General features: G+C 32.9%; 13 protein-coding genes. 8 read left to right on the forward strand and 5 right to left on the reverse strand.

All coding sequences use genetic code 11. The annotated features are described in order from the left end of the window. Positions 1-133 precede the first annotated feature (133 nt). Positions 134-391, reverse strand: a complete 258-nt coding sequence (locus tag P8K68_RS12515) for a DUF4377 domain-containing protein (protein WP_300251507.1) — start codon at positions 389-391, stop codon at positions 134-136. A 74-nt stretch (positions 392-465) separates the two neighbouring features. On the opposite strand from P8K68_RS12515, the gene P8K68_RS12520 reads away from it, so the two are divergent. Continuing rightward, positions 466-1,716: a class I SAM-dependent rRNA methyltransferase gene (locus tag P8K68_RS12520; RefSeq protein WP_366143756.1), complete on the forward strand. Its 1,251-nt coding sequence runs from the start codon at positions 466-468 to the stop codon at positions 1,714-1,716. Positions 1,717-1,826: 110 nt separating this feature from the next. Here the strand turns inward: P8K68_RS12520 and P8K68_RS12525 are convergent, their stop codons facing one another. Continuing rightward, positions 1,827-2,327 (reverse strand): nicotinate-nucleotide adenylyltransferase, encoded by a 501-nt coding sequence (locus P8K68_RS12525; RefSeq protein WP_300251510.1) that lies wholly within the window; start codon positions 2,325-2,327, stop codon positions 1,827-1,829. A gap of 170 nt (positions 2,328-2,497) precedes the next feature. Between P8K68_RS12525 and P8K68_RS12530 the strand changes: the two genes are divergently transcribed. Then, complete coding sequence (locus P8K68_RS12530) at positions 2,498-3,445, forward strand: nitronate monooxygenase (RefSeq protein WP_300251513.1); 948 nt, start codon at positions 2,498-2,500, stop codon at positions 3,443-3,445. Here P8K68_RS12530 and P8K68_RS12535 read toward each other — a convergent pair. Next, complete coding sequence (locus tag P8K68_RS12535) at positions 3,434-3,790, reverse strand: hypothetical protein (RefSeq protein WP_300251516.1); 357 nt, start codon at positions 3,788-3,790, stop codon at positions 3,434-3,436. The genes P8K68_RS12530 and P8K68_RS12535 overlap by 12 nt on opposite strands. A 518-nt stretch (positions 3,791-4,308) precedes the next feature. Between P8K68_RS12535 and P8K68_RS12540 the strand changes: the two genes are divergently transcribed. The 6 genes from P8K68_RS12540 to mnmE all read left to right on the forward strand — a co-directional run bounded on the left by P8K68_RS12540 (position 4,309) and on the right by mnmE (position 10,701). After that, entirely contained in the window at positions 4,309-4,731 is a 423-nt protein-coding gene (locus P8K68_RS12540) for a hotdog fold thioesterase (RefSeq protein ID WP_300251519.1), read from the forward strand. Positions 4,732-4,733: 2 nt separating this feature from the next. Then, positions 4,734-5,876 carry a chorismate-binding protein gene (locus P8K68_RS12545; RefSeq protein ID WP_300251521.1) on the forward strand — a complete coding sequence of 381 codons (1,143 nt, stop codon included), beginning with the start codon at positions 4,734-4,736 and terminating at the stop codon, positions 5,874-5,876. Between the two features lie 48 nt (positions 5,877-5,924). Beyond that, positions 5,925-7,685 carry a 2-succinyl-5-enolpyruvyl-6-hydroxy-3-cyclohexene-1-carboxylate synthase gene (locus tag P8K68_RS12550; RefSeq protein ID WP_300251523.1) on the forward strand — a complete coding sequence of 587 codons (1,761 nt, stop codon included), beginning with the start codon at positions 5,925-5,927 and terminating at the stop codon, positions 7,683-7,685. A 96-nt stretch (positions 7,686-7,781) separates the two neighbouring features. Then, positions 7,782-8,120 carry a DUF2853 family protein gene (locus tag P8K68_RS12555; protein ID WP_300251525.1) on the forward strand — a complete coding sequence of 113 codons (339 nt, stop codon included), beginning with the start codon at positions 7,782-7,784 and terminating at the stop codon, positions 8,118-8,120. 342 nt (positions 8,121-8,462) lie between these two features. After that, complete coding sequence (locus tag P8K68_RS12560) at positions 8,463-9,296, forward strand: S1-like domain-containing RNA-binding protein (protein WP_300251537.1); 834 nt, start codon at positions 8,463-8,465, stop codon at positions 9,294-9,296. Positions 9,297-9,303: 7 nt separating this feature from the next. After that, on the forward strand, positions 9,304-10,701 hold the full coding sequence (gene mnmE / locus P8K68_RS12565; protein ID WP_300251527.1) for a tRNA uridine-5-carboxymethylaminomethyl(34) synthesis GTPase MnmE: 1,398 nt from the start codon (positions 9,304-9,306) through the stop codon (positions 10,699-10,701). 257 nt (positions 10,702-10,958) lie between these two features. On the opposite strand, the gene P8K68_RS12570 is transcribed toward mnmE, so the two are convergent. Beyond that, complete coding sequence (locus P8K68_RS12570; protein WP_300251529.1) at positions 10,959-11,786, reverse strand: T9SS type A sorting domain-containing protein; 828 nt, start codon at positions 11,784-11,786, stop codon at positions 10,959-10,961. Further along, positions 11,743-13,977 (reverse strand): BspA family leucine-rich repeat surface protein (locus P8K68_RS12575; protein ID WP_300251532.1); only part of this gene is annotated, 2,235 nt, incomplete at its 5' end. The genes P8K68_RS12575 and P8K68_RS12570, both read right to left, overlap by 44 nt.

Below are 13,977 nucleotides of genomic sequence, written 5' to 3' on the forward strand. Positions count from 1 at the left end.
GAAATCATACAAATTTTATCAGCATCATTACTTGATAAAACACCTGTAAATGAATTACTTATGAAATCAGATTACAATAATGTCAAAGAACTAAATACTAATCAACTGGTTTTCAACTTGTTTTAAGTGGACACTAGTGACTTATTTTATAAATATAACCTGCTTCATATAAATCGTCAAACCCTTCAATACCATCATAAAATAATAGCCATTCATCTTCATTAATGCTTCTGTTTTCTTGAATATTATAGCATGTTTGTTCACCTACACCTGTGAAATTAACCCGTTCGGAATCTACCCAAAGTAATTCAGTTATTTGAGCATCATCACTTGTACAGGAAAAACATAAGCTAATTAAAAGTGATAAAATCAAATATGTGCAATTTTTCATAAAACTAGTTTTAACCAAGATGCAAAATATTTTTAGAAAACGATAATTTTTTAATCTGTTTAAAACACATACTTTTGAATGCTAGCAAAAACTATATGTCCTTTTCATCTCAAATAGACTCAAATTATACTCCAAAACGTTTGGCAGTTAAACTAAACTCAAAAGGGGAACAGTTTGTGGTTCAAGGACACCCTTGGGTGTTTTCTAATAACATCATTAAAATTAACGATGATGCAAAGTCTGGTGATTTAGCTATCATATTTAGCAAAAATAAAAATAGAGTTGTTGGTTTAGGTTTGTATGATGCCAATTCGCCAATTCGAATTAAGATGTTGCATAGTAGTTATGAGAAAGCTGAAATTAACACAGTGTTTTTTCAAAATAAAATAGAAGCAGCTTTTAATAAAAGGCAGTCTTTATTAAAAACAAAGACCAATAGTTATCGATTATTATTTGGAGAAAATGATGGCTTTCCGGGATTAATAGCTGATGTTTATGCATCCGTTCTAGTAGTAAAAATATATTCCGAAATCTGGTTACCTTATTTAGAAACTATTATACCAAGTTTACAAGAAACATCAGCAGCAGAAACGGTTGTCATCCGGTTAAGTAGAGGTTTAGAAAAATCAAAATTACATCAACTTCAAAATGGTGAAGTTGTTTATGGTATGCTAGAAAATGAAGTTGTTGAATTTGTTGAACACGGCGTTAACTTTTCTGCAAATGTGATTAAAGGCCATAAAACGGGTTATTTTTTAGACCATCGTGCTAACAGAAAACAAGTAGGCGAGTGGAGTAAAGGAAAAACGGTTTTAGATGTTTTTAGTTATGCAGGTGGTTTTTCTGTTCATGCTTTAGCAAATGGCGCTAAAGAAGTAACCAGTTTAGATATTAGTAAACAAGCTCTAGAAATTGCTATTCAAAATGGGAAGTTGAATACATATTCTGGAAAACACAAAATAATTGCTGGTGACGCTTTCGCAGAATTAAAAAATCTCATTAAAAATAAAGTTACGTTTGATGTTGTGGTTATAGACCCACCAAGTTTTGCAAAACAAGCTTCAGAAATTGATTTAGCCAAAAAGAAATACACACAATTGGCAGAATTAGGAGAGAAACTAACCGCTAAAAACGGCCTTTTAGTTTTGGCATCTTGTTCATCTAGAGTTTTAGCAGAAGAGTTTTTAGAGATTAATAATAAAAAATTAGCTTCAACAAAAAGACGCTATAAAGAGGTTTTAAATACTCAACATGATACAGATCATCCTATTAGTTTTCTAGAGGGGGCATACTTAAAATGTGGGTATTATCGTTTTACAGATTAAATTTAGTCTCTAAATTATTAATTAGATTTTTTAAAGAATAGAATTAATAAAAAAGCGCACTAAAATGATTTGGATGCGCTTTTCTGTGTCAATTAGTTATTCAGTGATTCTTATAAGAATGTACCTTTTTCATTGGTCTTAACAGTAATGGTTTCATCTTCATTTTTAAGCTTAATTTTGTATTCCTGTTTTAAGGAATCTCTGTCTATATGATATCTAATATAATAAATATCTTCAACAATCCCCCAATTAGGAAATCGCTTTGAAACCGCTTGCATAACAACTAAAGGCAATCTTACATTATTGTATTTTTCAATAGTTCTTATAATTTTTCCATTGATATCATAAGCAGCAACTATTTTTCCTTCAGGAACATAAAAAGATACACTATAAGTGTCGTGTTTATCATCGTAAAGTTTAGATTGTTCTACATTTTTATAGTTAAGAACTTCTTCTTCTAATTTCTTAACGCGTTCAGGAATATTATCTACATCTACAGCATCTAAATACTTGTAATTTACTGAGATTAAAGTTTCATTTAACTCAACTGTTTGAGCATTGACTTGGATGGTTAATCCAAAAATTAATAAACCTAGGACTATTTTTTTCATGATATATTTATTTTACAATAACAAAATTAACTATGCACGCATAGTAATAAGATGATAAATATCATAAAACCAGATGTTTAAGCGTTTTTTTTGTCTTTTAAAATGTAACTAATTGAATATCAGTTATTATGCATGCATAATATTTTACTATATTTGAAAAAATATAATTTATGGAAACTAAACTCACTAAACTTTTAAACATTAAATACCCTATAATTCAAGCACCTATGTTTTTGGTTTCTAATGTAGCCATGGTAAAAGAAGCCATGTATGGGGGCATTGCAGGCTGTATTCCAGCATTAAATTATAGAACTTTAGATGAATTAAGAGTTGCTTTGCGCGAATTAAAAGCAGCAAAGCCAGATGGCGGTTCATTTGGTTTTAATCTCATTGTGAATAAATCTAATATGAAGTATAAAGGGCAATTACAAGTGATTTGTGAAGAAGGTTGCGATTTTATAATCACCTCTTTAGGTAGCCCTGAAGAAACCATAAAGCAAGCAAAAAAAGTGGGCATTAAAGTATTTTGTGATGTGGTAGATTTGAAATTCGCAAAAAAAGTTGAAGGGTTAGGAGCCGATGCAGTGATTGCTGTAAATAATCAAGCAGGAGGGCATAGAGGCGATAGATCACCAGAAGATTTAACTAGAGAATTAAGTACTAACTGTAAAATACCAATAATTTCTGCTGGAGGTGTTGGACGTAAGGCGGATATTGATGAAATGCTAAGTTATGGTGCAGCTGGAGTCTCTGTTGGTAGTCCGTTTATAGCTTCTGTAGAAGCTGGTGTTACAGAAGAATACAAACAGGCTTGTGTTGATTATGGTGCTGAAGATATTGTAATGACCGAACGAATTTCAGGAACACCTTGTACAGTTATCAATACGCCATATGTTCAAAAAATAGGTACGAAACAAACGTGGTTAGAATCTGTTTTAAATAAGAATAAAAAACTTAAAAAATGGGTAAAAATGATTCGCTTTTCAATTGGCATGAATGCGACAAAAAATGCGGCTACAAAAGCCACTTATAAAACTGTTTGGGTTGCAGGACCAAGCATTGAGTCTACTGATAAAATTTTACCAACAAAAGATATTATAAGACGTTTAGTTAACTAAGACCACGTTTTTCACATTATTTTTTCTGTTATTTCCAACAAACAAATTAAAAGTTGTGCTTGCTGTTAAACCTCCAATAGCTGTAGAAATGCCTTCTCCAGTGTCGAAACGACCGTTAATAATATGGCCATCATATATTTCTTTAGATAAACCTGCTAAAGAGGAAGCTGCAATACTATACCAAAAGGCTTTCTTTTTATTTTTAGTTTTTAAATACACCAAGGTATAAGTTCCGCTAGAAATTAAGAAACCAGCACCAAAGTGAAGTTTGTCGTCTCCAGATATATATTGTGCATTAGATAAACTTGTGAAAACGAATGCGAGAATAATTATTAAGCCTTTCATTTAAAAAGATTTTTACAAGATATAATTTTAAATATTTTATGGCATTCGAGTTATAAATACTTGATGAACAACCTTTTTAATGGGTTTAAGGTGATTATAATTCATTAAATTTGATTATTGATCTATGCTTTTATTATGAAAATTGAAAATGAATCCCAACTTCGCAACTATATGGTTATTCTAAAGGAAGAGCCAAAAATAAAGTGTTGACACATTTAGAAAAACATGCTATTAATTTTATCGAAACCTAATACATAAACTTAAAGGGCTAAGTTTTATGCGCTTATTTTTCAGGGCTAGTATGTTTATCAAAACTTCTATTTTATCTTGCTATTGAAGCAGGGAAACTCTTAAATTGAACTTAAATTTACTTATCATTATCTATGCATTTCGTATTTTTACAATCAGAAATAAAGAAAATCTTTATTTAGTTTTCCGTTTATATGGGAAAGATAATTTAAAAGAAAATCTCGATGTAAAATATCGAGAAATCTTATTTAACAAAAACACAGTATTCCATGCAATTATCTAAAAAAGATGTTTTAGAGGAAGCCAATAAAGCTTGTAAAAACACCTTAATGGAAACCTTAAATATTGAGATTGTAGATTTTGGTGATGATTTTTTAGTAGCTAGAATGCCTGTAAACTCTAGAGTATATCAACCCGATGGTGTTTTACATGGAGGCGCTACTGTGGCTTTAGCGGAAAGCGTGGGTAGTTTTGCTTCGCATATTTTCACAGATACTGAGAAATTTTTTGTTCGTGGTATTGAGATTTCTGCAAATCATTTAAAAAGCGTAAAAGAGGGATTTATATATGCAAAGGCTACTTTTTTACATAGAGGAAGAACCACACAGTTATTAGATATTCGTGTTACCGATGAAGCTGATAATTTAATTTCGATTTGTAAGTTATCTACGATTTCTTTACCTAAAAAATAAGCATGACCTCAGACGATTTTTTTAAGCGTATTGAAACGCATTTTAATAAGCAACTCCCTTTTGTTATTTATAGAAAGCCACATCAAGAAAAAGGTAGTGCACGACTTCAAAGTAATACTCACTTACATTTTACCGAAAATTTTACAGAAAAAGGCTTTGTGTTTTCACCTTTTGATGATAACGAAAAAACGATTTTAATTCCAAATGAAGTTTCGGATGTAATTACAACATCTTATGTCTCATCTAGCACCTCGACTTCGCTCGGTATAAACTCTGTCGATACCTCTCAATTAAATGCCAATTCAGCCCCTACAGATTCTAAAACTAATCACATCAATCTTGTAAAAAAAGGTGTTGAAGCTATACATACTTCAGACTTAAAAAAGGTGGTTTTATCCAGACAGGAAACAGTAAACGGTTCTGAAACCAACCCCATTTCCATTTTTAAACGCCTTTTAAAACTTTATAAATCGGCATTTGTATATTGTTGGTATCACCCAAAAGTAGGGTTGTGGTTGGGCGCTACACCAGAAACCTTAATAAAAATTGAAGGCAATCGGTTTTCAATCATGGCATTGGCAGGTACGCAAGATTATAATGGCAGTTTAGATGTCGTTTGGAAAAACAAAGAACAACAAGAGCAGCAGTTTGTAACCGATTTTATAATTGATAACTTAAAACCATCAGTAGATAGTTTTAAAGTATCGAATGTTGAAACCGTAAAAGCTGGTAATTTGGTGCATTTAAAAACCATGATTTCAGCCCAGTTAAAACCAGCTACACCTTTAAAAAATGTTATTAAAGCACTGCATCCAACTCCTGCGGTTTGTGGATTACCAAAGCTAATTGCCAAACAATTCATTTTAAAACATGAAAATTATAACAGGGAATTTTATACAGGTTTTTTAGGCGAATTAAACTGTGAAATAACTATTGCACCGCGTTCTGGTAAACGAAATATTGAAAATAGAGCTTATTCTGTAACACGAAAAAGCACCCAATTGTATGTAAATTTACGTTGTATGCAACTAAAAAACCAGCAAGCAATTATTTATGTTGGTGGAGGCATTACTGAAAGCTCCAATGCTGAAAGTGAATGGGACGAAACCGTATCAAAATCCTTAGTTATTAAATCGGTGTTATAGTTCATTTTATCTAGGCTATTTTGTATTTTTGTATAACAAAATTGCTACATGATTTACCCAAAAATTCCGCTTGCACAAACGGTTACACAACTTTGCAAAGCGAAAAACATAAAACATATTATTATTTCTCCTGGAAGTAGAAATGCGCCATTAACTATTGGTTTTACCAACGACCCCTTTTTTAAATGTTACAGTATAGTTGACGAGCGTTGTGCTGCGTTTTTTGCTTTAGGTATTGCACAACAGTTGCAAGAACCAACTGCTGTGGTGTGTACTTCTGGAAGTGCTTTACTAAACTATTATCCAGCAGTTTCGGAAGCTTTTTATAGCGATATTCCTTTGGTAGTTTTATCTGCAGATAGACCGAAGCACCTTGTTGGTATAGGAGATGGGCAAACCATTAATCAGAAAAATGTTTTTGAAAATCATGTTTTATATTCTGCTAATTTGAAGTTAGATTTAAAAGATGAAAAGCAAGTCCCTAGCCATCAAGAACTCCCTATTTTTAAAAACTTAGAAGATAAATTTGAACGTTTGTTAGGTTTACAAAAAGATATTCAGACACATAATGAAGAAACTATTAATACTGCCATTAATTTTGCTACTTTTAAAAAAGGCCCCGTACATATTAATGTCCCTTTTGATGAACCGCTTTACGAAACAGTTGACACATTAAGCATAGTTCCAAAAATTATTGATTTAGAAGTAAAGCCTGAAATTATTGAAGATTATTTATTGCAATCTTGTTTTGAAGAGTGGAATGCCGCTTCTAAAAAAATGATTTTAGTTGGTGTTAGTTCTCCCAACCAAATTGAACAAAAATGGTTAAATGAATTGGCCGAAGATGATAGCGTAGTAGTGCTTACTGAAACGACATCGAATTTACATCACCCTAGTTTTTTTCATAGCATTGATAAGTTAATTGCGCCACTAAATGATCAAGAAAAGGAACAACTAAGTCCGGATATCCTTTTGACTTTTGGTGGTTTAATTGTTTCAAAAAAAATAAAACAATTATTACGGAAGCATCCGCCAAAACACCATTGGCATATTGATAGAAAAATGGCAAACGATACATTTTTCTGTTTAGATAATCATATTAAAAATACGCCAAACGAATTTTTTGAAGTCTTTTTACCAAGAGTTACACATTACGTTAAAAGTAATTATAAGTCCACTTGGACAGCCGTTAAGCAACACAGGACTAAAAGACATAAAGCGTATTTGGAAACTATTCCGTTTAGTGATTTTAAGGTGTTTAGTAAAGTTTTAAAAACGATTCCAGAGCGCTATATTTTACAATCTGGTAATAGTTCAACAATTCGATACACACAGTTATTTAAGCTAAATAAAACGGTAGAGGTGTTTTGTAACCGAGGCACTAGCGGCATTGATGGAAGTACATCTACAGCTATTGGTTGTGCTGTAGCCAAAAATAGAGCAACTGTTTTTATAACAGGTGATTTAAGTTTTTTCTACGATAGTAATGCGCTTTGGAATAATTATATTCCAAACAACTTTAGAATCATAATTGTGAATAATGAAGGAGGGGGTATTTTTAGAATTTTACCAGGACATAAAAACACCGAAAATTTTGATACCTATTTTGAAACAAATCATGATTTAACTGCAGAACATTTATGTAAGATGTATGGTTTCAATTATGAAACTGCTAAAGATGAAGACACTTTAAAATCGGCTTTAGAAACATTTTATAAAGATGAAAATCAACCTAAATTATTAGAAGTATTTACGCCTAAGCGAATTAATGACGAGGTGCTTTTAAACTACTTTGAATTTGTTAGGTAGAATGTGACTTTCTATCCTTTTTTGTGTCTAAAAATTAGTTATCTTTAAGACAGCTATTAATTCAATTATTTTATTAACACATTAAACGAAATCATTATGAGTAAAAGAGATGAGCTTATTACAAAATATGCTGCAGATTTAAAGGAAAAATGCGGTGTTAACGCAGACATGGATTTATTAACAAAAGTTACTATTGGTTGCGGACCATCTATTTATAACAAAGATGCAGCTACGGTTTCAGGTTCAGATGAATCTGAGTTAGCTACCGTTAAAAATAACTTCTTAATTAAAAAATTAGGTTTGAGTGATGGTGCTAACTTGGATGATGGTATTAACGCTGTGATGGAAAAATACGGTAAATCTAACCGTAATAAATACAGAGCTGTTGTTTATTATTTATTGACTAAACATTTTGGAAAAGAGTCTGTATACTAGAACTTAGTTATATAAAGTATTTAAGCGCTGCATAATTGTAGCGCTTTTTTTTTGTGCTGAAATTGAATAAACACGAAGTTTAAAATTAAGAAGGCATTTTAAAACTTTTGTTGCGATGGAATGCGCAAGGGATAGAAGTGAAACATTTAAGTTCATGAATTCAATAATATAAGATAGAAAAGCATGAATAAAAGCCCACAGCTAGGTACGAGCGAGGACTTGCAGCGTATAGCCCGACGCCGAACTAAGAAGGTGATGCGCCCAAAAAATTAATATATAAAAGCTATAAAGTTGCGTACTTGTAAACTTAGTGTGCGAATGAAAATTTATTACCTTTGCGGCATGATAAAATTAGGGGAAATTAATACACTAGAAATACTTCGTGAAACCGACCACGGAGCTTATTTAATTGATGATGAGGAAAACCAGGTGTTATTGCCTAATCGTTACGTTCCGGAGGCATTTAAAATTTGGGAAAAGCTTGATGTTTTTGTGTATTTAGATAATGAGCAACGTCCGGTTGCTACCACTGATATGCCTTATATCAAGCGTGGCGAATTTGCTTTATTACGTTGTAACCAAGCTACCGATTTTGGTGCTTTTTTAGATTGGGGTTTAGTTAAAGAGTTGTTTTGTCCGTTTAGTGAGCAAGCTTTTAAAATGAAAGCTGGTGGTTGGTATTTAGTGCATTGTTATTTGGATGAGAAAACGGATAGGTTAGTGGCATCCAGTAAAACGAATCGTTTTTTAGATAACAAAGCGTTAACGGTTAGTGAGTTTGAAGAGGTTGATTTAATTGTATCTCATCCATCAGATATAGGGATGAATGTTATTGTGAATAAAAAACATGTTGGCTTAATTTATAAAGACAGTATTTTTAGAGATCTAAGTATTGGAGATAAGCTTAAAGGCATTGTAAAAAAAATACGCCCTGGAAATAAGCTTGATATTGCTTTAGGGCAAATTGGTTATAGAAATATAGAACCTAATGCAGACCGCATTATGAAAGAACTCCACGATAATAGTGGTTTTATGAAGTTGACTGACAAATCGAGTCCTGAAGCTATTAAAGATTTACTACAAATGAGTAAAAAGAATTTTAAGAAAGCCGTAGGTACGTTGTATAAAAAACGCTTAATAGAAATTAAATCTGATGGGATTTATTTAGTTCAGTAATTTTTTTATGATAAATCAAGACACCATTGTAGCTTTAGCAACACCATCTGGTGCTGGGGCTATTGCTGTAATTAGACTATCTGGTAATGATGCTATAAAAATTGCAGATTCGTGTTTTAAATCTGTTATCTCTAAAAAGACGCTGAGAAATCAAAAGTCTCATACCATTCATTTAGGGCACATTATTGATGGTAAACGTACTATAGATGAAGTTTTAGTGTCTGTTTTTAAAAATCCAAACTCATATACTGGTGAAGATGTCGTGGAAGTATCATGCCATGGCTCTAATTATATTCAGCAAGAAATTATTCAATTATTCCTTCGGCAAGGTTCTAGAATGGCTACGGCAGGCGAATTTACCCTTCGTGCTTTTTTAAATGCGAAGTTAGATTTATCGCAAGCGGAAGCTGTAGCGGATTTAATTTCTAGTGATAATGAAGCCTCTCATCAAATTGCTATGCAACAAATGCGCGGTGGCTTTTCTTCAGAAATAGCTAAACTCCGTGAGGAACTTCTAAATTTTGCATCTTTAATTGAGTTGGAACTTGATTTTGCTGAAGAAGATGTTGAGTTTGCAGATAGAACTCAATTTAAAGATTTAGTGGAACGTATTCGATTTGTTTTAAAACGATTGATAGATTCTTTTGCTGTTGGTAATGTCATTAAAAATGGTATTCCTGTAGCCATTGTAGGAGAACCTAATGTGGGGAAATCTACACTTTTAAATACTTTGTTAAATGAAGAACGCGCCATTGTTTCAGAAATAGCGGGAACCACAAGAGACACTATAGAAGATGAAATTTCTATAGGCGGGATAGGTTTTAGGTTTATTGATACAGCAGGTATTCGTGAAACCAAAGATGTTGTTGAGAGTATAGGAATTAAAAAAACATTCGAAAAAATAGATCAAGCTCAAGTAATTGTTTTTATTGCTGATAGCACAAACTTTAAAGATGAATCTTTTGTGCATTCTTTTAAAATTGAAGTTGAGAAGATTAAAAATAAATATCCGCTCAAGCCATTGCTTATTATCGCCAATAAAGTTGATAAGTTAAATGAAAACCAAATTGAATTTGTGAAAAAAGATATACCAGAAATTCATTTATTATCTGCAAAGCATGGCATAGGCGTAGAGGAGCTAAAAGACAAACTTTTAAGTTTTGTTAATACAGGGGCGTTGAGAAATAACGATACTATTGTAACCAATTCTCGTCATTACGATTCTTTATTAAAGGCTTTTGAAGAAATTGAGAAAGTTAAGGACGGATTAGATACTGGTTTGTCTGGTGATTTGTTAGCTATTGATATTCGACAGGCCCTTTACCATTTTGGAGAAATAACAGGTGAAATTACGAATGATGATTTATTGGGGAATATTTTTGCTAATTTTTGTATCGGTAAATAATCAAACTCTTTTCAAATATTCTGAAGATTTTTAAAATAATTTTAATTTGTCACAAATAAAAAGATAAATCATACAGAAAAGGTTCTCGTGAAAAACCTTTTAGAATGTATTTGGCAACTTTTTTGGCAAACAGGGATTAGTTAGGGGACTACTCTTTTTTTAAATATGCAGGTATTTACCAGTATAAAATTATTTATGTAATACACCTCAAAAACAAACCTTGAGGTGTATTATTATCAATGAAATAAAAATCAAAATTAGTGCTTTACCAATTGTTTTGTAATCAGCCCTTGTCTGTTTTCTATCCTTACTAAGTACATGGCACTTTCCAATCGAGATACATCTATTGCTGCATCCAAATATTCTGTCTCTTTTTTTACCAACCTTCCTTTTAAGTCAAAAATACTTATAGTCGATTTTTCTATTAAGCCCTTTATATAAATCTTATCCATTACTGGATTAGGGTATAAAATCAATGTAACAAAATCATTTATAGTATTACTATTTAGCGTTGTACAATTGTAAATAAACGTAGTGGAATCCGTATTACCTGCATACCGCTCTACACCTACAAAGGTTGGGAAAGCTTGTGTAGTAAAGTTATTGTCAAATTGCCTGAAAGCCATGTCAGCATCTCCTGGTTCTGGGTCAGTTGTATTGTCCCATAACGTAATACAGTCATTCTTTCCGTCGCTTAGAGTAAAGGTTAATAGCAATACTGGTACACCATCTGTAAAAAATGGAGTTTTTACACTTGTGCCTCCTGAAATATCTGCCCAAGAGAAGAATTCCTGAGATGGAGCTGCACCGGGTTTATGGATGCTAAAAAACTCTGCTGTATAGTTTATTCCCGAAGGACTAGTATGCGTAAAAGTTCTAGGAGTATCCAAGGCAGGTACTGCTATAGATATTCTTGACCCTGCCGTGTTATGTACTAGTTCATTAGGAGAGAAATTTGGTGTTGCCCATATTTCATAGTAGTTCTCAGTAGCATTCCACTCTAGGGCGTATGTTAACGTTTGTGCTGTTAAACTATTAAAACTAATGCTTAATAGTATAAGTAATAAATATAGATTCTTTCTCATGATTCTTGTTTATAGTTATGTATTCAACTGTTTTGGTTTTTAATGTATTTCTATTTTGTTTTGTTTCCGATGATTTGGCAGCTGTTTCTCCTGTTGGCAATTGCGTAGTATAACCAGCAAAGGATAAGCTAAACCCAATATTACCTGGATGGGTATATACCATAGTCTGTAATTGTGTAAAATCTCCACCGGATGTGTAAAGTACTTTACCATCCAGATCCAAATCTTCGTTATGGTAGCCTTCAGTTGCCACATAACTTAAACTGAATGATGTATTACTAGGTTCTGAATAGATTTTAGTTGATATTTTTCCAGAGTCTCCCAGACCTAATATGTTAACAACGCCATTACCATCGGCATCTCCTGCTAACATTGACATTGGTCCTGCTCCACTAAACGATAAGTCTATTTGTGCATGTGTACCATAAGTTGGCGTAATGACATCTGTAAAATCAACTATGGTAGATGTGCTTGATAACCCTATAGGATTAGCACTCATAATACCTAAATGATTACGATGATTTATGGCAACAAAATAATTGCCAGCCTCTAAGGCGAAACTTAATGCACTTACTCCATCAAGAGCTACCACATCACCATCACGTTGTAATAAAGCAGATTGTGAGTCTATTATACTAGTATTGTCATTTTCGTCACGTAATTCTACCAATACCCAGTCTAAAATAGCATTTGCTCCAGTTGGTGTAAAAACAATGGGATCGCAAGTTAAAACATCGGGATAAGGACTTGTGGTTGGAATTAGACCTTGCTCGCGTAAATCATCACGCATTAAGTTTTCTTCGCCACTAATTGGGTTAATTTTTGCCCCTTGTAAATAAACTTTAGGTTGTAAACTAATACCTAAAGAACTTCCAACCAACACAAAATCGTTCCCATCACCTCCAACATAGGTAATTGTTCCATTGTAATCCCCAATAGTAACTGTTGCTCCTTCTGCTAAATTATCAAAAACACCTGTAATTGCGTCCGTTCCATCGTTAGCAATTAAAACAATTTCATCTCCATTATTATTTGTATAGCCACCAATTAGGTTTAAAGTGGTTCCTGCAATAATAGTAACTGTACCATTAACTATTACTTGATCATGATCTGTTCCTGGTATAATGCCATTAACTTCAAAATCATTATTATTGTTATCTAAGGTAAGATTACCATTAATTGTTAATGCACCTGGACTATTTCCTGGGTCAAGATTCGAGTTTGCGTTCATATTTATATCTCCAGATAAACTACCGTCTCCGCTCAATGTTGCGTTATCGTTAAAATTTGCTTCAGTAGCTACTACAGTACTAGAACCATTAGTACTAAAATCTCCATCATTTACCTCTAATGCATTTATCATTAAGTCGTCAGCCCCTTCAATAGTGATATCCAAATTTGTAAGGGAGAGGTTGTTATTTGCACCGCTAAGTTCCAAAGAACTATCAAGTGTTATTGAATTATCTCCTTGTCCAGCATCAATATTAAGCCCGTTGGTAATTCCAGAAACAGGTATCAATACCGTATTGTCATCTTGTTGTACAATACCATTTCCTGAAATTTCAATTGGTGAAGAAGCATTATTTAAAATAAAGTTATTTCCATCAGAGGATATAGCAAACACATCATTGGTAACTCCACAACTATCTTCAATACTTAAATTTCCAGCACCATTTAAAAACCCTTCTGGTAAGATTCCTCTATCGCTAATTACCCATGCATAGGTATCTACTATTGATTGTTTGGCATCCACACCAGCACAAAATTCGCTATTACCGCCTGCAAAAATCACATTAGGTTGTAGCGTTTGGGCTGACCAACCTAATAGTAAAGCATCATAATTTGATGTGGATAATGCAATACCCTGGAACATGCGCGTAGCATCTATTACCTGAGAAACATCCCAACTACCCAAATCCTGATCGAACACCGTAGCGTTCTCAAACATCTTTGAAATATCTGTCACAGAACTAGTCGTCCAGCCACCTATGTCCTGATTGAATTCAAAGGCACTGTTGAACATACCTCCCATATCCGTTACACTTGACATATCCCAACCACTAATGTTTGCATTAAACTCACGTGCCACATAAAACATATGGTTCATGTTCTCAACATTGCTAACTTGCCAACCGCTAATATCTTGATTGAAACTACCTGAAAAGAAGAACATCTCCTTCATATTGGTTAC

Origin of the sequence: Algibacter sp. (assembly GCF_029245835.1) — a bacterium.
In the GTDB taxonomy this organism is placed as follows: Bacteria; Bacteroidota; Bacteroidia; order Flavobacteriales; family Flavobacteriaceae; genus Algibacter_B.

Excerpts from the sequence above, each read along its gene's own strand:
- P8K68_RS12515 (WP_300251507.1), bottom strand. The coding sequence starts at position 391 with ATGAAAAATTGCACATATTTGATTTTATCACTTTTAATTAGCTTATGT.
- P8K68_RS12525 (WP_300251510.1), bottom strand. The coding sequence starts at position 2,327 with ATGAAAAAAATAGTCCTAGGTTTATTAATTTTTGGATTAACCATCCAA.
- P8K68_RS12530 (WP_300251513.1), top strand. The coding sequence starts at position 2,498 with ATGGAAACTAAACTCACTAAACTTTTAAACATTAAATACCCTATAATT.
- P8K68_RS12535 (WP_300251516.1), bottom strand. The coding sequence starts at position 3,790 with ATGAAAGGCTTAATAATTATTCTCGCATTCGTTTTCACAAGTTTATCT.
- P8K68_RS12540 (WP_300251519.1), top strand. The coding sequence starts at position 4,309 with ATGCAATTATCTAAAAAAGATGTTTTAGAGGAAGCCAATAAAGCTTGT.
- P8K68_RS12545 (WP_300251521.1), top strand. The coding sequence starts at position 4,734 with ATGACCTCAGACGATTTTTTTAAGCGTATTGAAACGCATTTTAATAAG.
- P8K68_RS12550 (WP_300251523.1), top strand. The coding sequence starts at position 5,925 with ATGATTTACCCAAAAATTCCGCTTGCACAAACGGTTACACAACTTTGC.
- P8K68_RS12555 (WP_300251525.1), top strand. The coding sequence starts at position 7,782 with ATGAGTAAAAGAGATGAGCTTATTACAAAATATGCTGCAGATTTAAAG.
- P8K68_RS12560 (WP_300251537.1), top strand. The coding sequence starts at position 8,463 with ATGATAAAATTAGGGGAAATTAATACACTAGAAATACTTCGTGAAACC.
- mnmE (WP_300251527.1), top strand. The coding sequence starts at position 9,304 with ATGATAAATCAAGACACCATTGTAGCTTTAGCAACACCATCTGGTGCT.
- P8K68_RS12570 (WP_300251529.1), bottom strand. The coding sequence starts at position 11,786 with ATGAGAAAGAATCTATATTTATTACTTATACTATTAAGCATTAGTTTT.